This window comes from Gardnerella sp. DNF01195 (genome assembly GCF_049244175.1).
In the GTDB taxonomy this organism is placed as follows: Bacteria; Actinomycetota; Actinomycetes; order Actinomycetales; family Bifidobacteriaceae; genus Bifidobacterium; species Bifidobacterium leopoldii.
On record NZ_CP058383.1, the window covers coordinates 66,457 to 91,141 of the forward strand.

17 protein-coding genes, 1 tRNA gene and 3 rRNA genes are annotated in these 24,685 nt (G+C 45.5%); 18 read left to right on the plus strand and 3 right to left on the minus strand.

From position 1 onward, the window contains the following. Positions 1 to 123: 123 nt before the first annotated feature. Entirely contained in the window at positions 124 to 1,917 is a 1,794-nt protein-coding gene (locus tag HXT43_RS00255; RefSeq protein ID WP_112928824.1) for a S1C family serine protease, read from the minus strand. Positions 1,918 to 2,102: 185 nt separating this feature from the next. Here HXT43_RS00255 and tgt point away from each other — a divergent pair, with 185 nt between their 5' ends. The 12 genes from tgt (at position 2,103) to HXT43_RS00315 (ending at position 15,683) form a co-directional block, all read left to right on the plus strand. Beyond that, positions 2,103 to 3,428 (plus strand): tRNA guanosine(34) transglycosylase Tgt, encoded by a 1,326-nt coding sequence (tgt, locus tag HXT43_RS00260; protein ID WP_004106178.1) that lies wholly within the window; start codon positions 2,103 to 2,105, stop codon positions 3,426 to 3,428. Between the two features lie 75 nt (positions 3,429 to 3,503). Beyond that, positions 3,504 to 3,586: transfer RNA gene (locus HXT43_RS00265), tRNA-Leu, on the plus strand. Positions 3,587 to 3,762: 176 nt separating this feature from the next. Further along, positions 3,763 to 4,533 (plus strand): alpha/beta hydrolase, encoded by a 771-nt coding sequence (locus tag HXT43_RS00270; protein WP_112928822.1) that lies wholly within the window; start codon positions 3,763 to 3,765, stop codon positions 4,531 to 4,533. 74 nt (positions 4,534 to 4,607) lie between these two features. Next, complete coding sequence (locus tag HXT43_RS00275; protein WP_004106182.1) at positions 4,608 to 5,069, plus strand: nucleoside deaminase; 462 nt, start codon at positions 4,608 to 4,610, stop codon at positions 5,067 to 5,069. Between the two features lie 390 nt (positions 5,070 to 5,459). Next, positions 5,460 to 6,470, plus strand: coding sequence for a LacI family DNA-binding transcriptional regulator (locus HXT43_RS00280; protein WP_004106183.1), 1,011 nt, complete (start codon positions 5,460 to 5,462; stop codon positions 6,468 to 6,470). A 216-nt stretch (positions 6,471 to 6,686) separates the two neighbouring features. After that, complete coding sequence (locus tag HXT43_RS00285; protein ID WP_032842457.1) at positions 6,687 to 8,180, plus strand: sugar ABC transporter ATP-binding protein; 1,494 nt, start codon at positions 6,687 to 6,689, stop codon at positions 8,178 to 8,180. Positions 8,181 to 8,351: 171 nt separating this feature from the next. Then, positions 8,352 to 9,353, plus strand: a complete 1,002-nt coding sequence (locus HXT43_RS00290; protein WP_004106187.1) for an ABC transporter permease — start codon at positions 8,352 to 8,354, stop codon at positions 9,351 to 9,353. Positions 9,354 to 9,617: 264 nt separating this feature from the next. Continuing rightward, positions 9,618 to 10,556: a D-ribose ABC transporter substrate-binding protein gene (locus tag HXT43_RS00295; RefSeq protein WP_004119817.1), complete on the plus strand. Its 939-nt coding sequence runs from the start codon at positions 9,618 to 9,620 to the stop codon at positions 10,554 to 10,556. Between the two features lie 293 nt (positions 10,557 to 10,849). Next, positions 10,850 to 11,245: a D-ribose pyranase gene (gene rbsD / locus HXT43_RS00300; RefSeq protein ID WP_004106191.1), complete on the plus strand. Its 396-nt coding sequence runs from the start codon at positions 10,850 to 10,852 to the stop codon at positions 11,243 to 11,245. A gap of 46 nt (positions 11,246 to 11,291) precedes the next feature. Further along, positions 11,292 to 12,338, plus strand: a complete 1,047-nt coding sequence (locus HXT43_RS00305) for a ribokinase (RefSeq protein ID WP_004106193.1) — start codon at positions 11,292 to 11,294, stop codon at positions 12,336 to 12,338. 242 nt (positions 12,339 to 12,580) lie between these two features. Further along, positions 12,581 to 13,549, plus strand: coding sequence for a ketopantoate reductase family protein (locus HXT43_RS00310; protein WP_004106195.1), 969 nt, complete (start codon positions 12,581 to 12,583; stop codon positions 13,547 to 13,549). A gap of 214 nt (positions 13,550 to 13,763) precedes the next feature. Beyond that, positions 13,764 to 15,683, plus strand: coding sequence for an alpha-glucosidase (locus HXT43_RS00315; RefSeq protein ID WP_004106198.1), 1,920 nt, complete (start codon positions 13,764 to 13,766; stop codon positions 15,681 to 15,683). A 25-nt stretch (positions 15,684 to 15,708) separates the two neighbouring features. Here the strand turns inward: HXT43_RS00315 and HXT43_RS00320 are convergent, their stop codons facing one another. After that, a complete protein-coding gene (locus HXT43_RS00320; protein WP_004106199.1) occupies positions 15,709 to 16,479 on the minus strand; it encodes an SIR2 family NAD-dependent protein deacylase in 771 nt (256 codons plus the stop codon). A 393-nt stretch (positions 16,480 to 16,872) separates the two neighbouring features. On the opposite strand from HXT43_RS00320, the gene HXT43_RS00325 reads away from it, so the two are divergent. The 6 genes from HXT43_RS00325 (at position 16,873) to HXT43_RS00350 (ending at position 24,012) form a co-directional block, all read left to right on the plus strand. Beyond that, complete coding sequence (locus HXT43_RS00325) at positions 16,873 to 17,019, plus strand: hypothetical protein (RefSeq protein WP_162720529.1); 147 nt, start codon at positions 16,873 to 16,875, stop codon at positions 17,017 to 17,019. A 192-nt stretch (positions 17,020 to 17,211) separates the two neighbouring features. After that, positions 17,212 to 18,738, plus strand: a 16S ribosomal RNA gene (locus tag HXT43_RS00330). A gap of 375 nt (positions 18,739 to 19,113) precedes the next feature. Continuing rightward, positions 19,114 to 22,174, plus strand: a 23S ribosomal RNA gene (locus HXT43_RS00335). A 179-nt stretch (positions 22,175 to 22,353) separates the two neighbouring features. Next, positions 22,354 to 22,470, plus strand: a 5S ribosomal RNA gene (rrf, locus tag HXT43_RS00340). The 16S, 23S and 5S rRNA genes sit together here, the layout of an rRNA operon. Positions 22,471 to 22,920: 450 nt before the next feature. Then, positions 22,921 to 23,640, plus strand: coding sequence for a nitroreductase family protein (locus HXT43_RS00345; protein WP_101886216.1), 720 nt, complete (start codon positions 22,921 to 22,923; stop codon positions 23,638 to 23,640). 21 nt (positions 23,641 to 23,661) lie between these two features. Continuing rightward, entirely contained in the window at positions 23,662 to 24,012 is a 351-nt protein-coding gene (locus HXT43_RS00350; RefSeq protein WP_231880178.1) for an XRE family transcriptional regulator, read from the plus strand. 180 nt (positions 24,013 to 24,192) lie between these two features. On the opposite strand, the gene HXT43_RS00355 is transcribed toward HXT43_RS00350, so the two are convergent. Then, on the minus strand, positions 24,193 to 24,564 hold the full coding sequence (locus HXT43_RS00355; protein WP_004112863.1) for a hypothetical protein: 372 nt from the start codon (positions 24,562 to 24,564) through the stop codon (positions 24,193 to 24,195). Between the last annotated feature and the right edge of the window lie 121 nt (positions 24,565 to 24,685).

Sequence of the window (24,685 nt, forward strand, 5' to 3'; positions counted from 1 at the left end):
CATTTATATAAACATTTAAATATATTTTACATTATGAAAATGCCCCTGCGTAAGTTAACTAACTTATTTAGGGGCATTTTTTATTACAATGTTTTACTTTTAATGTAAAACATGCGGTTTTATTTACCAGAAACCGAATGGATCAAATATTCCACCATCGTCACCATCGTCATCTCCACGTTGTTGTAAATCGTCATCGTCGTCATCGTCCGACTTACTGCCGCGTTTTTTACTAGGCTTCTTTTGGTTTTTCTTTAATTTCTTTTCTTGCTTATTTGTGCCATTAACAGCAGCTTCTTCTTGGTTGAATGTAACTTGCAACTTAAGTGTGTTGCCGTTACGAACTATTGTGAGCGTAGCTTTTTGATTGAACGCTGTTGCTCTCACATACCCGAGGAGTGCGTAATTATTGGATACAGGCTTATCGTCAAAGGCAACAATAGTGTCATTGGCTTTGAGTCCGGCTTTTTCAGCAGGGCTTCCTTGATTGACAGAAACAATTTGAGCTCCTCCGCGAGTAATTCCTTCGGACTCAACTGCTGTGCTTTTAATCATGATTCCCAGTGCTACGTGTTTTACAGAACCGTTTTTAATAATTTCTGTAACTACTCGCTTCACCAAATTTGCTGGAATTGCAAAGCCGATGCCGATTGATCCTGTAGTTTCCCCTTGAGCTGATGTTGCTGCAATAGAAGAATTAATACCTATGACTTTTCCGGCAGCGTTAAAAGTTGGGCCGCCCGAATTTCCTGGATTAATAGCTGCATCAATTTGTACTGCATTAGTTACAATTTCAGAGCGGCTTTGGTCGTCCATAACTGATACTGGACGATTCAAAGCCGAAACAATGCCTGTGGTAGCTGTATCGTCATATCCAAGCGGATTCCCGATTGCCATAACTGGTTCACCAACGGAAAGTAGATTAGAATCTGCAAATTGGACTGTCTTTAAATTATTTGGTGAATTGTCTAATTTAAGTACTGCCAAATCAGTAGTTTTATCTGCTCCGACTAATGTAGCTGAATAAATTTGACCATTAGAAAGGGTTACTTGAATTTCTTTTGCATCAGAAATTACGTGATTGTTTGTTACAACATAACCTTTTGAATCAATGATTACTCCAGAACCCTTCCCCATGCCTTTCTCTAAACGAGTTTGTATAGAAACAACGGCTCCGGAAACATTTTTTGCAACTCCTTGCCAATCTGGAGATTGACCACCTTTAACTACTGCGGTCCCAGGGCCAGAAGAATGAGAGCCGATGTTTGCGAAAGAGCCGCTTTGTGGAATTGAAATAAGACCTTGCGAGACTACAAATAGGACTACAACTACGCAAACTATTGCAGAAATTGCGGAGGATAAAATGGCGACAAAAGCAGTTGACGAAGAGCTTTTTGTTTTTCTTTTGTTACCTTTTTTGTTTGTGTCGTTTGTATTTGCTGCATTTGTGCTAATAATGCTTGTTTTTGCTATATTTTCATTTTCTTCGTTACTTGCATTATTGTTAAAATTCTGCTGCGCTGGTGTTTGATTGCCAACTTCATTATTTGGGTAAGAATTATTGTCTGTGCCGTAATTATACGGATTTCCGAAGCCGTTAAAATTATTATTTCCGTAGTAATTTTGTGATCCAATGTATTGCGTAGGAGCATTGTTGATATTTGTATTATCCGCATCGTTATTTTGGTTTACGGCGTAATTGTTAGCTGGATACTGTGTAGTGTTTGTACCAACTTCATTTTCGTTATTTGTTGGGCCGTAAGCTCCGAATTCAGGAGCTGGGCTATATGTTTGTGCTGGTTGCGTTGTTTGCGTTGGTTGTGCTGGTTGCGTCGGCTGTTCCTGCTGCTCGTAATATCCATTATTTGCAGTTTCATTGGATTCCTGCTGATTTGCACCATACATATCGTCAGCCATTCATCCTCCTTACAAAAGACTCTTAACACACCATAATAAACCATGCCATTATCTATGTAAGAGATAGTATGTTTTTTTATAATTTTTTAAATAGTTTGCCTTGTAAATTTCATAAATTTTGCAAATTAATTTGGATATTGCCACATAAAAATATAAATTGTGCGTGTTTTTTATTTATACTCGTCATGCCTTCTAATAAAGTAAATGCTATGACAAGTCTTCTTGAACATCCACGCGGAGCTGAGCCGGGGAAACCTGGTGACCGCAAAGAATTTTCGTTTACAACTAAAACGCGACTTTCCAATACTGCTGAAGGTAAAGGTCGTGACGGCGCTCGCTATGGGCGCACCGGCGTAATTCACACGCCTCATGGGGATATTCAGACCCCAGCATTTGTACCTGTTGCAACGCAAGCTGCAATGAAGGCAGTGTTGCCAGAAAGCATTAAGGATTTGGGTGCTCAGTGCATGCTTTCAAATGCTTTTCATTTGTACGAACGTCCTGGCGCGGATGTTCTTGACGAAGCTGGCGGATTGGGAAAGTTTATGAACTGGGATAAGCCAACCTTTACGGATTCTGGCGGTTTTCAGGTTCTTTCTTTAGGTGCTGGTTTTAAGAAGACTCTTGCAATGGACGTTACCGGCATGAAGTCGGATGATGTTATTGCAGCAGGTAAGGAGCGTATGGCTTTTGTTGACGAGGATGGCGTAACTTTTAAGTCTCCTCTTAACGGAGCCAAGCACCGTTTTAGTGCTGAAATTTCTATGGGAATCCAGCATAAGCTGGGTGCGGATATTATGTTTGCTTTCGATGAGCTTACTACTTTGATGAATACGCGTCGCTACCAGGAGGAATCGGTGGAGCGTACGTTCCGCTGGGCTAAGCGTTGTGTTGCTGAACATCAGCGTTTAACGCAGGAGCGCGTTGGCAAGCCTTATCAAGCGTTATACGGCGTTGTGCAGGGCGCGAATTATGAGGATTTGCGTAGGCATGCAGCTGAAGAAATTGCTTCTTTAGATTTTGATGGAGTTGGAATCGGCGGCGCTATTGAGAAGCGGATTATTGGTGATACTTGCGCATGGATTTGCGATGCTATGCCGGAAAATCGACCTCGTCACGTGCTTGGTATTGCCGCAGTTGACGATATTTTTGCGTGTGTTGAGAATGGTGGAGATACTTTCGACTGTGTTGCTCCTGCTCGTTGCGGAAGGAACGGCGCAATTTTTACTCGACATGGTCGCTACAACGTAAAACGTGCTGAGTTTAAGCATGATCAGCGTCCGCTTGAAGAAGGCTGCGATTGCTACACTTGTACGCATTATTCCAGAATGTATGTGGATCATTTGCTGCGCGCTAGTGAAATGAACGGATTTACGCTTGCAACTATTCACAACGAGCGTTTCTTTGTGAAGCTGCTCGACGATATTCGAGCTTCTATTGACGGCGGATATTTTGAAGAGTTTCGCGATGAAACTCTTGCTCATTATTACGAAAAAGGTGCAAAAGGCTGAGAGTAGTTTTGAGCGCAAAATGCTAGGCTAAATATTGCGAATTTATGTTAAATATGATAGCCTTGCACTTTGTATGCGAACGTGGCGGAATGGTAGACGCGCTGTCTTCAGGTGGCAGTGAGCGTATGCTCGTGCGGGTTCAAGTCCCGCCGTTCGCACTCGTCAAAAAGGCTGGAATTGCAAGGGTTTTGCCTCTTACGATTCTGGCCTTTTGTGCAAGTATAGTGCAAATATAAAGCAACTATATTGCAACTGCAGTGCAAAAAGTGCGAATGTTGTACAAACTTCTCGAGTATTGTACAAACTTCTATTTATTACAAGCGACGGTGATGTAATGAACGCTAACGATGAACTAAATATCAATAATGTAGGTGACAATTCTTACGATCCACATATTGGTCGCGAATCTCACGTTGTGCCGGGCCGTTTTGGTGAGCCTTTAAAAGTTACAAATGCACAGTATTCGCAAGGGGATGCTTCAGCTCATCCAACGCATCCGCTGCTTCTGCTTCTTCACGGTTGGGGCTCTAATGAGGAAGATTTATTGGATTTGTTGCGAGTAGTGGCACCATATAATGATGCAATTGCTTTACGCGCTCCGCTTAAGCTGGCAGAAGGTGCTTACAGTTGGTTCCACGATGCTGTGCCGCAGCGAGAAGATTTAGATTACGACATGTATGCTGCTGCTGTCTCAATCGACGAGTGGGTGCGTGAAAATATTCCAGCAAATCGCGACATTGTGCCATTTGGTTTTTCGCAAGGAGCTGCGCTCGCAGTGCATGTTTTGCGTTTGAATCCTGCGCGTTACCGTGCAGCCGTTTCGCTTTCCGGATTCATAGCTCCTAATGTTCCTGCTTCTGCATCTGAAATTGCTTTAAAAGATGACGATTTAGCTGAGCGTAATACTCCTGTATTTTTCGGCTATGGATTAGAGGATGGCGTGATTCCTCCTTACGAATTCTCGGCTGCTGCAGCGTGGCTTGAGGAGCACACTTGGCTTGAAGAACGTCGTTATCGCGGGTTGGATCATGCTGTTGATATGAACGAAATTGGCGATATTCGCAAGTGGTTCGTAACTCACGATATTTCTTCTGGGCTTATGTAAATTTACTTAGATTTATGTAAATTTATTCGATTTTGTTTTTTCTTAATCTGTAAATTAATCTGTAAAGTGATTTCATGAATATGCGCGATGAGATAGTATTTGCAATGAATCAAGCCTTGAATTTGGCTCGAGAGTCTGCTTCTGCAGGCGAAGTTCCAGTTGGAGCAGTTGTGCTTGATGGTGGCGGTAATATTATTGGCAAAGGCGCAAATATGCGGGAGCAGAGTGCTGATCCTTTGGCTCATGCTGAAGTGCTTGCTATGAAAGATGCTGCTATCTCGCGTAAATCTTGGAATCTATCTGACTGTACTCTGGTAGTAACTCTTGAACCTTGCCCCATGTGTGCTGGGGCTGTGCTGCAAACGCGTCTTAAACGCGTGATTTTCGGGGCGTGGGATGCCAAACTTGGTGCGTGTGGGTCTGTGTGGGATATTTTACGAGATCCTCATGTTGGCTCACGCCCGGAAGTCATTGGTTCAGTATGCGAATCTGAGTGTGCTAGGCTCTTGCGAAACTTTTTTGCGCATCAACGTTAGATAAGTGTTGCATTATTTTTTAATGTTGCATTTAATTCAAGATAACGCAGTGCATGAAAAGTAATTTTTAGCGTGTTCCCCTTGTGTTCATTCTAGCAAAATGTTATAGTTGCGGTAACGTTACCGCATGAGGTAAGTTGAAGAAACCGACAATTGTGGAAACGTTATCTCAATTTGCGGATTCTATTCAGCGCTGATGAAGCTGCTCATTGAGAATAAGATTGCACAGAGGCTCTTATGCATGGTTGCATAGTGCTGTTTTTCTCCAACGAGAGGAGTATATGGAAAAACGTAGTATAAAACATGGAGTACAAGCTAAAATCAAAACATATCGATAACAGTGCAAAATTGTTAACACTGGTTGAGCATAAGAGATGAGCTGGAGGTGTCATGTCGTACATTACGATTCGCGATGTTGCGCAACGTGCTGGTATATCAGTATCAACTGTTTCTCGCGCATTGAATAATACGGGTCGTATATCGGCAAACACTAAGGCGAAAGTTGAGCGTGCAGTTGCGGAACTAGGTTATATACCAGATTCTCGCGCTCAGGCGATGCGGTCATCTCGTACTAAGACAGTGGGGTTACTTGTGCCAGATATACGCAATGCGTATTTTGCTGAGCTTGCGTATACTGTGCAAGACTCGTTGTTTGATGCCGGCTATTGTGCGTTTATTGGAACATCTTCTGAGAGTGCGGCTCGTCAAGATTCATTTATTACAAGTATTCTTTCTCAACGCATTGATGGTGCGATTATTGTGCCTCAAGGTGAGGAAACTGATGCTATGAGAATGTTGATGGAGCAGCATCTTCCACTTATGTTTATGGATCGACATGTGGAACCTCGGACTGGCGATTTGACGCATGTGCCAGTTGTGGATTCGGATCCAGAGCAAGGTATTCGTGACGCATTATTGGATGTTAAACAACATGGTTTTTGCTCAGTTGGCTACGTGTCGGGTCCAATTATCGCTTCACCGTCACTGCAAGAACGTGAACAAGTATTTCGTACAGTGGCTTCGGAGATATTTGGCGAAGAACATGTATTTGTAGAATCTACGGGATTTGAACAATCCTCATGTGCTAGCGTGTTGCATCGCATGATTAGCGTTGGTGTAAAAGCGCTTATTATCGGCTATTCGCCAGATGCGCTGCGAGTGATGGATGTAATGGCTCGTGAAGGATTAGTGATAGGCAGTGATATTTCACTTATCTCGTTTGATGATGTTGAAATATTCCGCTTAGCAACGCCGCGTATTTCTACTATTTCGCAACAAGTTCAGCGCATTGGTCGTACTAGTGCTGCACTTTTTTTGGATATGTTAGAACATAATGTTGATGTTCAATCGCAGCGAGTAGAAACTATGTATATTCCGCGTGAATCGTTAGGAAATGCGTAGCTGTAAGGCTGTTATTCTATAGCTTGACACTATTGTTATTGATTTTTGTACCGTGACTTTGTAAGCGTGTGCAGCAATCGCCTGAGCGTACCGTTGTTGTTACGTTTTTGCATGCACATTGCGGCATAATTCTCATCCAAAGTACAAGCGTAATGTAGCGTAATTTATTGCATTTTCGTGGCAGCAGTGGTGCTGTAGCGAAGAAAGAGGTAGGACATGACGGAACTATCGCTAGTAGGAGTATCGAAAATATTCGGTAATTCTACGGTAGTTGACAATGTGTCTGTAACAGTAAAACCAGGTGAAGTGCATGTTCTCCTTGGTGAAAATGGTGCGGGCAAGTCAACAGTTATTAAGATGATGAGTGGCATTTATCAGCCAGATAAAGGTCATATTGAGATCAATGGTGAAACAGTGCGAATTCCTAATGTGGATACTGCTCGCAAATTGGGCATTGCTGTGATTCACCAAGAGTTAAATTTGGTGCCAGAACTTTCTATTATGGAAAATTTGTTCCTTGGTATGCTTCCTACGAAAGCTGGTTTTGTTAGTCGGGCGACGATGCGTGCTCGTGCGGAATCTGCATTGCAAGTTATCGGTTTAGATGAAGATGTCAATAAGCCAATGGGACAACTTGGTGTAGCTCGTCAACAAATGGTAGAAATAGCCAAAGCACTTATGCAACATGCATCTATCCTTATTCTTGATGAACCAACAGCTGCTCTAACAAAACCAGAATGTGAACAGTTATTTAACATTATGGAAGATTTAAAATCCAAAAATGTTGGAATGGTGTTTATTTCTCATCATTTAGATGAAATTGCGCGTATTGGTGATGTTGTAACTGTACTTCGCGATGGCAAATACGTCGATACTGTTGATGCGCAAGTTCCTGAGAAGGAACTTGTAAAACTCATGGTAGGTCGTGATATTACAAATCAATTCCCTCATGGCAAACGTAGTCAAGGCAAAGAGCTGCTAAAAGTAGAAGGCTTAACGCGAAAAGGTACGTTAGAAAATGTATCCTTCAGCGTTCATGCTGGCGAAGTTGTGGGTCTTGCAGGTTTGGTAGGTGCTGGTCGTACCGAAGTTCTTCGTGCAATATTTGGTGCAGATAGTTATGATTCAGGTTCAATAACTGTTGATGGTAAATCTATTGCGAAAGCGAATATTGCAGGAAGCATCGCAGCTGGTCTTGGTTTAGTCCCAGAAGATCGTCGAGTACAAGGGTTGATTCTTGAAGCATCTGTTGCAGAAAATTTGGGAATTTCTACATTAGTTCCTACAGCACATGCAGGATTTGCGGATTTGAAAGGGCAGCGTACTCGCGAAGAAGAAACTGCAAAAAAATTGCGTATTCGTATGGCAAACATTGATCAACCCGCTGGTTCGCTATCTGGCGGTAATCAACAAAAAATCGTGTTCGGCAAATGGTCTATGGCGAACGTGAAAGTGCTATTGCTGGATGAGCCTACTCGTGGTGTTGATGTTGGTGCTCGTGTAGAAATTTACGAGTTGATTAACAGTATCGTAGAAAATGGAGGTGCTGTGCTGATGGCATCCTCAGATTTGCCTGAAGTGCTTGGCATGTCAGATCGCGTATTGGTGATGTCGAACGGCAGAATCAGCGGTGAATTAGCTGCAAGCGAGGCTACGCAGGAAAGTGTGATGGAGCTTGCAGTGACTCACCTTAATACATCTGGTATTTGAGCATACAGGAATGAGTAAAACCTTACTGCTTTCAATATGAAACTGATACATGAGCCATATTGAAATCTTAAAAATTAAAGTTACCAATCAAACGTAAAACTTGCATACAACAATTTATTGCACACAGTAGTGCAGTGAGTTATAGCAAAATTTGTTAAAGGAGTATAAATTATGGCTGCTACGAGTAGTGCAAAATCTGAGCATTTGGGATACGGTGCAGTTGATAAAGGATTTTTGCCTGCAGCGAAAAAGTTTGCGTCACGTAATGGCGCTCTTATCGGCTTGATTATCTTGTGTGCTGCGCTTTCGTGCGCCACGCCAGCATTTTTGACAAGTGTGAATATTCTCAATGTGGGTATTCAAGCTGCGACAGTTGCTATTTTGGCATTCGGTCAAACCTTTGTCATCGTGTCCGCTGGTATTGATTTGTCAGTAGGTGCGGTGGCTGCAATTTCTAGCATGTTGGTTGCGTATACAGGCGTTTCTATGGGGTTGCCGCCAGTGTTAACTGTTGTTGTAGGTATAGTAACCGGTGCGCTTTTTGGTCTTATTTCAGGTGTTGCGAACGCTTTTCTTAAGTTACCATCGTTTATTGCTACATTGGCAATGATGTCTGTTGCGCGTGGACTTACCCTTGTTGTTTCAGACGGTCGTCCTATTTCCACCTCTGGTATGGTGAATTTCTTTGGTGCCAACATATTAGGTATTCCAATGCCAATCGTGATGATGATTATCATGGGTGTTATTGCTGCAGTAATACTGAACTTCACCACTACTGGTCGTTCTATGTATGCTGTTGGTGGGAATATGGAGGCCTCTCGCCTTTCTGGTATCAATATTCATAAAACACAAATTATGGTGTTTATTTTTTCCGGTATTTTCGCTGCCATCGCTGGTTTAGTTATTGCCGGTCGTTTACATTCCGCTCAGCCTCAGGCCGCCACTGGCTATGAAATGGATGCTATTGCTTCTGTTGTTATCGGTGGTGCTTCGCTTTCAGGCGGTAAAGGTAAGATTTCTGGCACTTTCGTAGGAGCAATTTTGCTGGCTGTAATTCGTAATGGCTTGAATATTTTGAATGTTTCCTCCTTCTGGCAGCAAGTAGTTATTGGTTTGGTTATTGCCTTTGCTGTGAGCCTTGACACTTTGCGCCGCAAGGAAGATACGCACTGACAGCAAATTAATACTTTTTATAAACTTGATCTTCTCGTAGGAAGGAGGTGAATCTTGCAAATGTTGATTCGTAAGTGGCGAGTAATCAATATTTTCAGCAAGAATTGAAACGATTTGGAATATTATAACTGAACTTTATAACTCAAAACTACGTAACAATAAGGTAAAGAGATGGTGAAACATCAGCCTTATGTCACTGCAACATTGTGGATTTATCGAACTAAAAACTTGCGGTAGCACAGGGCAATAATCAAAGGAGATATGATGAATTATCCAATTATGCGTCGAGGCGTAAAGATTGCTTGCGCGGTTGCAGCAGCATCTGCACTTATTGTCAGCATGAGTGCATGTGGTAGTACTAATGGTGGCGATAAAGTCGCATTGCTAGTTTCTACTTTGAATAATCCGTTCTTTGTGGATTTACGTGATGGTGCCCAAGCTGAAGCAAAGAAACTTGGTGTTGATTTGCAAGTTTCCGACGCTCAGAATGATTCTGCAAAGCAGCAGGATCAAGCGCAGAATGCTCAATCACAAGGTGCAAAAGCTGTTATTATTAACCCTGTAGATTCTGATGCTGCTGGTCCTGCAGTTGCCCCGTTGCTAAGCGCGAACTTGCCTGTGATTTCTGTTGACCGTTCTGTAACTGGTGAAAAAGTTACTTCGCATATTGCTTCCGATAACGTTGCTGGTGGTGCTCAGGCTGCTGACACGCTAGCTAATAGTATGGGCGAAAAGGGTGAAGTTTTGGTTTTGCAAGGTATTCCTGGAGCGGCTTCTACTCGCGACCGTGGCAAAGGATTCAAAGATCGTATTAAAAAATATTCAAATATTAAAGTTGTAGCAGAACAAACTGCTAACTTTGACCGTGCTGAAGCATTAAATGTGGCTACTAATTTGTTGCAATCGCACCCGAATGCAACCGGCATTTACGCCGAAAATGACGAGATGGCATTAGGTGCCATTCAAGCATTAGGAGCTAAAGCTGGTAAAGAAATTAAAGTAGTAGGTTTCGATGGCACTGCTGACGGTATGAAAGCTATTAAAGCCGGCACAATGGCTGGAACAATTGCTCAGCAGCCAAAGGAACTTGGTCGTTCTGCCGTTGCTGCTGCTGTAAAAGCTATTAAAGGGCAAAGTGTTCCAAAGACTGAGCCAATTACTGTGAAAACAGTGACAGTAAAGAATGTAGGTGATTTTGAGTAATACATATTTGCATAAAACTATGTAATTCTGTGTATAAACATTAAAGTTTATGTTGAGTAGTTTTATGGATTAATATAGCTAATGCAAAATTTATATGGCGCTGAGAGCATTCATGATGTTTTCGTGAAAATAATTGTAACAGTAAAATTTATTAATACCGTATGATTTAGCGTTCTCAACGCCATTGTTTTCTTAATAAGATTTTTATCATATATGTTCGTGGTGGCGCATTTGTTATAAAGGTGATGATCATTGTTGATGTCGCTTTCATGAGCCACGATATGGGGTGAATTATGTTAACTCATGGTATTTTGAACGCACAATTAGCAGCTGCTATTGCAAAATTGAGGCATAAGGATCAATTTGTTGTTTCTGACTGTGGCTTGCCTGTCCCAGCGGGCGTAGAAGTTATTGATTTAGCCTTGGTTTTTGGAATACCGCGATTTCCTGATGTGCTTGCATCAATAAAGGACGATCTTGTTCTTGAGTCTGGTATTATGGCGGAAGAAGCTTGTGATGATGTTCCAGAAACATGGGTCAAGGATTTGCTTGGTGTGCCATTGACTTATGTGCCTCATGATGGCGAACAAGGATTTAAGTCTCTTGTTTCGCAAGCTAAATTCGTGATTCGAACGGGTGAGACTACTCCGTATTCTAACGTGTTGCTGCGTTGTGGTGTTCCATTCTAAGCTTTGTTTTGCGCAATATTTAGGGAGAATTATGTGTAGTTATCATATGCTTGACTCGTTGGAGAGTTTAGAAAAGATTAAAGTCATTCAGCCTGTTAACGTGGCTTTGCAACATGAGACATTGCCTGCGTTACGAAATATGAAGATGCCTACTGTAGCGATAGTTGGTTCTATGAATGCGGATTATACTATTGTTGCTAATCGTCTTCCTATGCCTGGTGAGACCATTAAAGGTGACGAAATACGAATACTGCCTGGAGGTAAGTCAGGTAATCAGGCAGTATCTGCTGCAAAGCTTGGTGCGCACGTATGTATGTTCGGTGCTGTAGGTAATGATGCTAATGCTGATTTTCTTACTGGTGCTTTGCGAGAATCTGGTGTTGATACGACGTATGTACGTCATGTACCCAATTGCAACAGTGGCGCAACAGTGATTACAGTGGATGCGCAAAGTGGCGAAAATACTATTGTTTATGCGCCTGGATCTAACTCGCAAGTTGATATTGATTATATTCAGTCGTCATCTGTGCAAGCTGCTATTACTAATGCAAAAGTATTAGGGCTTTGCTTGGAAAGTCCATTAGAATCGGTTACGATGTGCGCTCGCTTAGCACATGAGCATGGCGTAAAAGTTTTGCTTAATAATTCGCCTTTTTTGGATACATTACCGCGAGATCTTATACGATCTGCAGATATCTTACTGGTCAATGAGCATGAAATGGCACAGCTATTGCATATTTCAGAACCAGATAGTGGTGATTGGGATTCATTTGATTGGAAGCATACGCTTCATGCAATGCATGAGTTTGGCTTTAATGAGGCAATAGTAACACTTGGCTCACGTGGGTCTATGGTTTTGGATTATGCTGATAATTCGGTGCATCGAATTATGGCTCAGCATGTCAATGCCGTTGATACTACGGGTTGTGGCGATGCTTTTATGGGTACTGTGCTTGCGTGTTTGTCTGTGGATATGCGGTTGGTTGATGCGGCGTCACTCGCTTCTTATGTAGCTGCATATGCTGCTACTGGATTTGGCGCACAAGCTTCCTACGGTACAGTTGCTCAAATTCGTCAATTTTTTCACTTGTAAGTAGGTGATGCATGCATAAATTGTAAGTATATTCAGTTGACGTTCGCGCCTTGCCGATGTACAGAATTTTGACATTCTTCTAAAACTGTGTAATATGCTATAAAAACCAAAAAGCAGTTGGCTGATTTTAGTCACTACAATCAGCCTTACTGCTTTTTATTATATTCACAGCCGCTTCGACGAATTTCCATGTATGCACGAATTTCGCCTAAGCACATTTTTATCTAAAAGGAGGTGTCACTATGAGTGGCATGAAATATGCAATGATCGGTTCGGGAGCTATGGGATATCGCTATGGCGTTTTGTTGCAGGAAACGGCTGGCATTCATGTTGATTTCATTGATGCCTGGGATGAAAATGTGAATAAAGTTCGCGAGCAAGGCGGCGTAATGGTGAGCCGTGACCACGAAAACCGTCATTTAGTGCCGATTAATATGTATACGCCTGAAGATTATGACGGCGATCCAGACGTGTGGATCGTGTTTATGAAGCAAATGCAGCTTGCGGAAATGTTGGAGCGTTGTAAGCATTTGTTTAAAGAGCATCAGGTTGTGTTTGCTGCTATGAATGGTTGGGGTCATTTCGAAAAGTTGCAGCAATATTTCCCGGATGACCATATTTATGGTGGAACTGCAATGATTGCAACCGTTTTGAACGGTCCGGGCGACGTTGATTTTATTGGTAAAGTTGGCGTTGGTACCATGAACATGTGTGCGTTAAACGAGCAGGTGAGCGATGTTGAGCTTGCTATGCGAGACGACTTTAAAGCTGCAGGCTTGAATCCTACTATTACGGAAGATTTCAAGGGTACGTGCATGGCGAAGGTAGTTTTCAATTCCGTAGTTAACACTTTGTGCACAATGTATCAGATTCAAATGGGCCAGTTTATTTCGTACCCTGGGTCTATGGATATGGCTCGACAGCTTATTAACGAAGCGTACGACGTGTGCGATCGTGCAGGAATTCGTATGGTTAATACGCGTCAGCAGGAGTTGGAGGCTATCGATTACGTAAGTCGTGTTGCAAATCCTTTGCACTATCCTTCTATGTACCAAGATATGAGTCGCGGACGAAAGACTGAAGTCGATTACATTAATGGTTACATAGCAAAGCTCGGTCGCGAAAATGATTACGTTTGCCGTACTCACGAATTCTTAACGCACGGAGTTCATTTGGCAGAACTCGCGTTCAAGCTTCATAATCAGCAATAATTTAGAGAGTATCCCTATAGCTCTTGCAATGAATGAGAAGGAGGAGCGGCTCGCGGTTTTTACTGCGGGCCGCTTTTTATGATCCGCGCGTAACATCTAATATGCTGATAAAATTTAGAGTCTAAAATCATCAATACTATTAAATAAATAAAATTATTTGTAATAGATAAAACTGTAATAAAAATACTTATTAACGTAAATTAATGGGGTTTATATGACTACTTTTGACAGAGCAAACTTGCCAGAATCCGTGCGCACAAACGGCGCTACGCCAAACCCTTGGTGGGCGAATGCAGTAGTGTATCAGATTTATCCGCGAAGCTTCCAAGATACGAACGGTGACGGCATTGGTGATTTGAAGGGAATCACTTCGCGCCTTGACTATTTGGCTGATTTAGGTGTTGACGTGCTCTGGCTCAGCCCTGTTTACAAGTCTCCGCAAGACGATAACGGTTACGATATTTCCGATTATCAAGATATTGATCCGCTTTTTGGCACTTTGGAAGATATGGACGAACTTTTGGCTGGCGCGCACAAGCGTGGGCTTAAAGTTGTGATGGATTTAGTAGTAAATCACACTTCTGACGAGCATGCTTGGTTCCAGGCTTCAAGAGATGCTTCTAGTGATTACGCTGATTGGTATTGGTGGAGGCCTGCGCGTGAAGGTTGTGTGCCTGGTGAGCCGGGTGCGGAGCCGAATAAGTGGGGTTCGTATTTCGGCGGTTCTGCGTGGACTTACGATCCGAAGCGCGGAGAATACTTCCTTCACCAGTATTCTCCAAAGCAGCCAGATTTGAATTGGGAAAATCCTGCTGTTCGCGCTGCCGTGTACAAGATGATGAATTGGTGGATGGATCGCGGAATTGACGGCTTCCGCATGGATGTGATTACGCAAATTTCCAAGCATGTTGATTCTGAAGGTCGTTTGCCTGGGGAAGTTGGCTGCCAGATTGAAGATTTTCCAGCTGGTGCTGACGGCTATTCTTCGCCGTTCCCGTTCTGCTCGGATGGTCCTCGTTTAGACGAATTCTTACGTGAGATGCGTGCAGAAGTTTTCGAAGGGCGCGAAGGTTTCTTAACTGTTGGTGAAGCTCCGGGAATTTCTCCGCACCGTAATACTTATATTACTGACCCTACTCACAGTGAACTCGACATGTTATTCCTGTTCAATCACGTGGATATCGATTGCGAAAACGGAACTAAGTGGAACCCTGTGCCGCTAAAGCTTACGGAATTAAAGCGCGTGATGGCAGAGCAACAGCAAGCGGTAGCGGATGCTGGTTGGGCGAGCTTGTTCTTTAATAATCACGATCAGCCGCGTGCGCTTTCTCGCTGGGGTAGTGAGGCTAGTGAGGAGATGCGCGTGCGCTCTGCTAAGGCGATTGCCATGCTTCTTCACATGCACCGCGGCACGCCTTACGTGTACCAAGGCGAGGAAATAGGCATGACTAACGCGCACTTTACGCGTCTCGAGCAGTATCGCGATTTGGAAGCGTTGAATATGTTTAAGCAGCGCGTAGAAGAAGCGCATATTCAGTCGGCTGAGTCGATGATGGATGCGCTCGCAAAGCGCGGGCGCGACAATTCTCGAACTCCAATGCAGTGGAATGCTTCTAAATACGCGGGTTTTATGCCTTTTAATGTTACGTCGCAAAATAACGCAGAGCCGTGGATTAGCGTGAATCCTAACTACGTAGACATTAATGCAGCTGAGCAGATGGAAGATTCAGATTCCGTTTACGCTTTCTATAAGTATTTAATTGCTTTGCGCCATTCGGAGCCGATTGTTTCTGCTGGCTCTTGGAATTTGGTCGATGCGGATGACGAGTGCGTGTACGCTTTCGTGCGCGAGCTTAAATCTGATTGCGAAAAGCAGGATGACTCTGCAGAGACTGCTGCGGAATCTGCTGCAAATTCTGCGAAATCTACAGAACGCATGCTCGTAATGGTTAATATGACTGATTCAACCGTGCCTATACCTACGCAGAGCGCGCAATTATTGCAAAATCGCGCCTCTAACGCTTTTGTGGGGCGTGAAGTAATGGTTACAACTTACGACGTGAATCACGCGCTTACATCGCTTAAAAACGGTACGCTTGCGCCTTGGGAAGGTATAGCTGTTACTTTGCAATAGTTTTAATAGCGTTACTTTGCAATAATCACTTTGCAATAGTTTCGTCTACTAATTTTGGCAGAGCTTTCGCAATATCTTCGCGAATAATACGCTCTGCCAAATAGTCGTATTGTGTAGAGCCCAAGTTCATTATCGTAATAGGCACTCCTGCACGCGCGGCTAGCGGTACGAGAGAAGCAGCTGGAAATACTTCTAGCGTGGAACCAATAACCCACAGCTCGTCCGCTTTAACTATTGCTTGCGCGCTTCGTTCCATTGCTCCTTCAGGAAGTGCCTCGCCAAAATATACAACGTCTGTTTTGATTAAACCGTTGCAAGGCATATTGCTACGGTATGGAAGAGCGCGTCTGCAATGCGGATCTGGATTCTCGTCTAAATCTGCCATAATATCGGCAGTTTTATAGCTCGCGTGGCAGCTCATGCAGTGTGAGGTTCCAATGCTTCCATGCAAATTCACTATAATGTCTGGGTTATTGCCAGCTTTTTCGTGAAGTGCGTCAAAGTTTTGGGTGGCGATTAAATCTAGCATTCCAGCTTTCTCAAGTTTTACAAGCGCTTTATGTGCTGTTCCTGGTTGAGCATTCCAAACAGGTGACTCTTTTTGCCATCGCCAAGAGTAAATGCGTTCTTCTTCGCTGCTTAAAAACGCGTCTATGTCGTAAACACTCATTTGTTCTGGGTGCTTAGTCCATACGCCATCTGGTCCGCGAAAATCAGGAATGCCAGCGCTTGTGGAGATTCCTGCTCCGGTTAGTACAACAATATGGCGTTTGCTGTTCGATTGCTTGTTGCTCATTCTTCTGCTCCTTCTTTTTATTAATGTCTGTTAATGTCCTATTCTTATTTTCTTTATGTGCTTTATGCTTTTTGTGTTTTTATGTGCTTTGTATTCTTTATAAAAGTTTATTTAATAAGTATCTATTTATATAGGTATTTCTTATTTCGTATGTATTCCATATATCGCACTCATATATTTTTGTGTTATCTAATCGTATATCTCATCTTTTTCTGCTTTTATTGTGTATTTTTCGCGTTGATTCCGTATTAATTGCGTATTTGTTGTTGTTTTTCTTAATGTGTGGGTGCGCGACACTCCCGATTTTGAGGTTTTTGGGGCTATTTTTGATTATTGTTCCTGGCTTTGTGTAGGTTTTTGGTGTTTTTGCGTGGTTTTCGACACGCCGGTGTTTTGGCTTGTTTTCAATGGTTTTGGGGTGTTTGTTTTTGGTGGGTTTGCGTTTTAGCGTGGGTTGGTGTAAGTTTATCTCTTGCTGCTCAGCGCGGCTGGTTCTCCTCGGTTGAGGTTGATGGGCCGGCTGGTGTGGTGGTGGTTTGAGAACTCAAGAGCGTGTCTGTACTACTTATTAGTTAATTATTGCCAGTTCATTGCCTGCCTTGCAGATTGCAGGGTGCCTGAGAGATGGTTAAATGGTGGTGAGGTTTTTTGTTGGGATGTTCTTTCCTTAAAGAATGTCTCGTCTTTTTCTTTTTAATATTGGAGCCTTTTGTTGGCTCTTCATTGAAGTTTTTCGTGGAGGGTTCGATTCTGGCTCAGGATGAACGCTGGCGGCGTGCTTAACACATGCAAGTCGAACGGGATCTAGTCAGCTTGCTGACTGGTGAGAGTGGCGAACGGGTGAGTAATGCGTGACCAACCTGCCCCATGCTCCAGAATAGCTCTTGGAAACGGGTGGTAATGCTGGATGCTCCAACTTGACGCATGTCTTGTTGGGAAAGTGTTTAGTGGCATGGGATGGGGTCGCGTCCTATCAGCTTGTAGGCGGGGTAATGGCCCACCTAGGCTTCGACGGGTAGCCGGCCTGAGAGGGCGGACGGCCACATTGGGACTGAGATACGGCCCAGACTCCTACGGGAGGCAGCAGTGGGGAATATTGCGCAATGGGGGAAACCCTGACGCAGCGACGCCGCGTGCGGGATGAAGGCCTTCGGGTTGTAAACCGCTTTTGATTGGGAGCAAGCCTTCGGGTGAGTGTACCTTTCGAATAAGCGCCGGCTAACTACGTGCCAGCAGCCGCGGTAATACGTAGGGCGCAAGCGTTATCCGGAATTATTGGGCGTAAAGAGCTTGTAGGCGGTTCGTCGCGTCTGGTGTGAAAGCCCATCGCTTAACGGTGGGTCTGCGCCGGGTACGGGCGGGCTAGAGTGCAGTAGGGGAGACTGGAATTCCCGGTGTAACGGTGGAATGTGTAGATATCGGGAAGAACACCAATGGCGAAGGCAGGTCTCTGGGCTGTTACTGACGCTGAGAAGCGAAAGCGTGGGGAGCGAACAGGATTAGATACCCTGGTAGTCCACGCCGTAAACGGTGGACGCTGGATGTGGGGCCCATTCCACGGGTTCCGTGTCGGAGCTAACGCGTTAAGCGTCCCGCCTGGGGAGTACGGCCGCAAGGCTAAAACTCAAAGAAATTGACGGGGGCCCGCACAAGCGGCGGAGCATGCGGATTAATTCGATGCAACGCGAAGAACCTTACCTGGGCTTGACATGTGCCTGTCGACTGCAGAGATGTGGTTTCCCTTCGGGGCAGGTTCACAGGTGGTGCATGGTCGTCGTCAGCTCGTGTCGTGAGATGTTGGGTTAAGTCCCGCAACGAGCGCAACCCTCGCCCTGTGTTGCCAGCGGGTTATGCCGGGAACTCACGGGGGACCGCCGGGGTTAACTCGGAGGAAGGTGGGGATGACGTCAGATCATCATGCCCCTTACGTCCAGGGCTTCACGCATGCTACAATGGCCGGTACAACGGGATGCGACATGGTGACATGGAGCGGATCCCTTAAAACCGGTCTCAGTTCGGATCGTAGTCTGCAACTCGACTACGTGAAGGCGGAGTCGCTAGTAATCGCGAATCAGCAACGTCGCGGTGAATGCGTTCCCGGGCCTTGTACACACCGCCCGTCAAGTCATGAAAGTGGGCAGCACCCGAAGCCGGTGGCCTAACCCTTTTGGGATGGAGCCGTCTAAGGTGAGGCTCGTGATTGGGACTAAGTCGTAACAAGGTAGCCGTACCGGAAGGTGCGGCTGGATCACCTCCTTTCTACGGAGTTTTTGTGCACGCTCGGTTGAGTGTGGTTACTGGTGTGGAAAACAGTGGTTAACGTTTTATATGAGTTTGTTGGGCATGCTTTTGGGTTCCCGGATTGCCACCCCCCTTGTTTTGGGGTTGCGGTCCTTGACTCACAGGATTTCAGGTTGATGCTTTTTGAGTGTTGATGCTGGTTTTGTGGTGTTGTGGTGGTTTGAGAACTGGATAGTGGACGCGAGTAAAATGCGAGACTTTTTTGGTTTCGATTTTTTTGCTTTTATCAATTTCAACCGGCTCCTTTTGTTGGAGTCGCTTGATCGTTTTGTGATCGTTTAGTGTGATGATTTTTTGTCTAGAGAATTTTGCTGATGGGTTCTTACTTTAGTGTTTGTCACTGGTAAGGGCGTATGGTGGATGCCTTGGTAGACAGGACCGATGAAGGACGTGACGGGCTGCGATATGCCTCGGGGAGCTGCCGAGTGGGCTTTGATCCGAGGATTTCCGAATGGGGAGACCCGGCCACTGTTATGAGTGGTCACCACAGTTTTTGTGGGGGGTACGCAGGGAAGTGAAACATCTCAGTACCTGCAGGAAAGGATACTCCGTGAGTAGTGGCGAGCGAAAGCGGATCAGGCTAAACCGGGTGCGTGTGATAGCCGTCAGGTGTTGCGCATTCGGGGTCGTGGGATGGACTGTTCAGCCTCTGACGGGGTTGAGGAGAGTGATAAAATGTCGTGCTAGGTGAATGGGATTGAATTCCCAGCCGTAGAGGGTGATGGCCCCGTAGCTTGTCGTGCGATGTCTCTTTATGTTTATTCCCAAGTAGCGCGGGACTCGTGGAATCCCGCGTGAATCTGCCCAGACCGTTGGGTAAGCCTAAGTATTCCTGTCTGACCGATAGTGTACTAGTACCGTGAGGGAAAGGTGAAAAGCACCCCGGGAGGGGAGTGAAATAGTTCCTGAAACCGTGCGCTTACAATCCGTCGGAGCCTTCTTTGTGGGGTGACGGCGTGCCTATCGAAAAATGAGTCTGCGAGTCAGTGGTATGTGGCGAGGCTAACCCGGGTGGGGGAGCCGTAGCGAAAGCGAGTTTTAAAAGGCGTTTGAGTCGCATGTCCTGGACCCGAAGCGGGATGATCTAGCCCTGAGCAGGTTGAAGCGCGGGTAAGACCGTGTGGAGGACCGAACCCACCTAGGTTGAAAACTGGGGGGATGACTTGGGGTTAGGGGTGAAAGGCCAATCAAATTCCGTGATAGCTGGTTCTCTCCGAAATGCATTTAGGTGCAGCGTCGTGTTATTGCTTACAGGGGGTAGAGCTACTGGATGCTTGCGGGCCCATACCGGGTACCAATAGCAGCCAAACTCCGAATACCTGTTAGGTTTATCACGGCAGTGAGTCGGCGGGGGATAAGCTCCGTCGTCAAAAGGGAAACAGCCCTGATCGTCGTCTAAGGTCCCGAAGCGCGTGCTAAGTGGGAAAGGATGTGGAGTCGCATAGACAGCCAGGAGGTTGGCTCAGAAGCAGCCATCCTTGAAAGAGTGCGTAACAGCTCACTGGTCTAGTGGTTCCGCGCCGACAATGTAGCGGGGCTTAAGCACGCCACCGAAGACGCGGCTGCATGATTTGTTTCATGCGGGGTAGGAGAGCGTCCTGTATGGGGTGAAGCGGCAGTGTGAACTTGTCGTGGACTTTACAGGAGTGAGAATGCAGACATGAGTAGCGAGAGACGGGTGTGAATCCCGTCCGCTGAATGACTAAGGGTTCCGGGGCCACGTTCGTCGTCCCCGGGTGAGTCGAGTCCTAAGGCGAGGCCGACAGGCGTAGTCGAATGGATGAACGGGTTGATATTCCCGTACCGGTGTTACACCGTTCGAACTGAATCTGAGAGTACTAACCTTCATTTTCTTGTTGATTGCCTTTCGGGGTTGTTGATGGGTTTGTGTTGGGACTGTATCGGTAGTAGGTTAGCGTGGGAGTGACGCGGGTAGGTAGCCGGCTGCGGAGGTGGTTTTCCGTGGCTAAGCGTGTGGGCTGTCTCCTAGGTAAATCCGGGGGATGTTAAGCTGAGGCGTGATGGGTAGGCTGTAAGGCTGATTCCGGTGATCCTGCTTGCCAAGAAAAGCTTCAACGTGAGGTGTGATTCCGCTCGTACCCTAAACCGACACTGGTGGTCTGGTAGAGTATACCGAAGCGATCGGGCGAATCCTGGCCAAGGAACTCGGCAAATTACTCCCGTGCCTTCGGCATAAGGGAGACCCCTGATGGTGATATGGTTTTACATTGTTGAGCTGTTGGGGGTGGCACAAGCTAGGGGGTAGCGACTGTTTACCAAAAACACAGGAGCGTGCGAAGGCGTAAGCCGCTGTATACGCTCTGACGCCTGCCCGGTGCCGGAAGGTTAAGAGGATCCGTTAGCTTCGGTGAAGCGGTGAATTTAAGCCCCGGTAAACGGCGGTGGTAACTATAACCATCCTAAGGTAGCGAAATTCCTTGTCGGGTAAGTTCCGACCTGCACGAATGGCGTAACGACTTCCCCACTGTCTCGGCCAGGAGCCCGGCGAAATTGCAGTACGAGTAAAGATGCTCGTTAAGCGCAGAAGGACGAAAAGACCCCGGGACCTTTACTATACCTTGGTATTGTCGTTAGGTGTGGATCGTGTAGCATAGGCGGGAGGCTGTGAAGCGTGGGCGCTAGCTTGCGTGGAGTCGACAGGTGAAATACCGCTCTTTCCATATCTGGCGTCTAACCTCGACGCGTTATCCGTGTCAGGGACAGTGCCTGGCGGGTAGTTTAACTGGGGCGGTTGCCTCCTAAAGAGTAACGGAGGCGCTCAATGGTCCGCTCAGCCCGGTTGGCAATCGGGTGTTGAGTGTAATCGCACAAGCGGGCTTGACTGTGAGACTGACGGGTCGAGCAGGGACGAAAGTCGGAGATAGTGATCCGGTGCCGGCGTACGGACGTGGCATCGCTCAACGGATAAAAGGTACCCCGGGGATAACAGGCTGATCATTCCCAAGAGTCCATATCGACGGGATGGTTTGGCACCTCGATGTCGGCTCGTCGCATCCTGGGGCTGGAGCAGGTCCCAAGGGTTCGGCTGTTCGCCGATTAAAGCGGCACGCGAGCTGGGTTCAGAACGTCGTGAGACAGTTTGGTCTCTATCCTCTGCGCTCGTTGGAATGTTGAGGAGACCTGCCCATAGTACGAGAGGACCTGGGTGGACGAACCTCTGGTATGCCGGTCGTCACGCCAGTGGCGCTGCCGGTTAGCTACGTTCGGAAGGGATAACCGCTGAAAGCATCTAAGCGGGAAGCCTGCTCCAAGATAAGCATTCCTTGCACTTTAGTGTGTGAGCCCCCATGTAGAACACGTGGTTGATAGGCTAGATGTGGAAGCCCTGTAAGGGGTGGAGCTGACTAGTACTAACGGGCGATGGTGACATTCTTCCTCACTTTTACTAGTGGGGAGGGTGAGTTCCTTATGAGTATTATTCTTCTAGCGTTAATGAGTACTGAATGTTTTGCTTAACGATCAGTTGATAAAAGAGTTTTTACGCGCGTTCATGTCCGGTTCCCTAACCGCCACGTGTTGCCACTCAATGGTTTTGAGTGTATAATCTAGTTTTGCGGTGGTCATGGCTCAGGTGAGACGCCCGGTCCCATTCCGAACCCGGAAGCTAAGGCCTGACACGGCGAGGGTACTGCACTCGATAGGGTGTGGGAGACTAGCACGCTGCCGCATTATTTTTCTAGCGGGGAGTTTTTTACTCCCCGCTTTTTTCATATTCGCATACTGTTTTTTCGTTTTCGTATACTGTTATCTGTAATCCTTCAAACGGGGGCGCGACGACCTGTCTGAGCGCTGCGATTTAGCGCGCGAAGGCAATTCGGAGCGGAAACTCGCTTAAGTTGGAAGTCCAGTGGACTTCCAACGCGAGTTTCGTAGCGAGCACGTATAGTGCGAGTGTCGTCTCGCAAATGGAGCGTAGAGCGAGGGTTAACCCTCCAAACGTGAGAGAGTGTTCTCACAAATGGAGCGCAACACACACCGACACACTCCAAACACGAGGAAAAACTGCGGGCATTTGTGGTCAAAAATGCCGGGACTCTCGCGCTATAAGCACTCAAGCAGGTAGTCACACAAACACGAGAGAGAACACTGCGTGCGTATTCGGTGCGATATACTAAAAGCATGACTACACAAACTTTTGAAGCACTCGCAAAGTCGCGATTTTCTGCACGTGATTTTCTAAATAAGCCAGTCGATTCTAAAATACTTGAAACTATTTTGCAAACAGCTACACAATCACCGAGCTGGTCCAATACGCGTGGCTACATGCTCGCTATTGCTCAAGGGGAACGTAAACAGCAGTTAATTGATGCATATACGCAAAAATGCAAAGCAATGTTTCGTACTAAAGACGCTACCCTTAGCGAAGAAGAGCGCCTGATAGCGCAGAAAATGAGCCACCCGGATGGAGATTTTCCTGTAATGGCTCCGTATCCACAATCACTTAAAGAGCGTAGCGCTCGTTTAGGGTTGGCGTTGTATAAACATTTAAATATTGATCGCAAAGATTTTCCTGCTCGAAATGCTCACACTTTGCGCAACTTCCAGGCGTTCGGTGCGCCAGTTATGGGATTTGTGCTTGTTCGCCGCGATTTTCTGCCGTTTGCTGCGCTGGATGCTGGAATTATGCTACAAACGTTACTGTTGGCAGCTAAAGAGCAAGGCGTAGATTCATGCCCCCTTGGCGTTCTTGCTACATGGCGTTCACCGCTTGACGAAGTATTCGACATTCCTCCGGAGTATGCGCTGATTACTGGTTTTGCGTTAGGGTATGCGTCTGAAGCGCACGTAAATGCTTTCCGCGCGGAGCATCCGCCAATCGAGCTTGCGCAGGAAAAGTAACTTCGCACGAACCAACCTATCTTGCAAAATCCAAAGTACTTTGGAAAATATCAGATAGAAGTGCCGGAAATACCAGGATTATTTACTCAAGTGCGTAGGCTTGATCAGGTTGCAGCAATGGTAAAAGATGCTGCTGCAACTTTAAATGTTAAAGTCAATGGCGTGAAAGTAACTCCGAAACTTAGTGAGCAAGATGAGCTTATGCTTCAGCGCATGTTAGATGCAAAATCGGCAGCTATAAAAACTCAGCAAGAGGCATCTATGCTTATGTGTGAAACGGTTCGCATACTAAGGAATCAGGGATTGACGGTTCGTGATGTTGCAGAGCTTACGGGGGTTACTCCGCAGCGAATAAGTTCGCTTAAAGCTTAGTGATTCAAAGCAATGTGGTTGAGGCTATGCGCAAGTAAGTCGCTTAGTAACGCATAAACTCTATGCAAAACAAATAAATAACGGATAAATAAGTAAAGGTCAAGCCGTAGGATGCATGGATGCAACTTGACCTTTGAAAATTGTGATATGTTTTTAAGTTAAAATCGCAGTCTAATGCTTTTATTTATTCTTGGCAATTCCAAGAGCTTTTGAACTTTCATCCTTGTCAAGGCCTATAAATAGAAGCACAATTATGCCAATAATCAGCGGAACATAACCGTATCCAGATCCGTGGATTATGCCGAATATTTCCATAAGCCCATTTGCTATTACAGCTAGTGAAGATACGATAAAATATAGCTGCGCGCACCACGGTTTTTTAATGAGAAACATGGTTGCAAGACCAAATAATCCAGCGATAATTTGAGGCACCCCCCATAGATAATCATTACGCATTACAATCAGCGCAATTCCGCTAGCAAGAAATACACCATTGGCTATTGTCCAAAATACGGATGGAATTTGTGCTTTTGTATCTTCTAAATTACTCATATTCTTCTCCTTCTGATACAAGAAAATAATTGTGTATATAAAACTTTGACAATTTATAAATTAATGGCGTGCTAAAAGGTAAACAATATCTTGTATATGAAAACCTTTACAAATAATTACT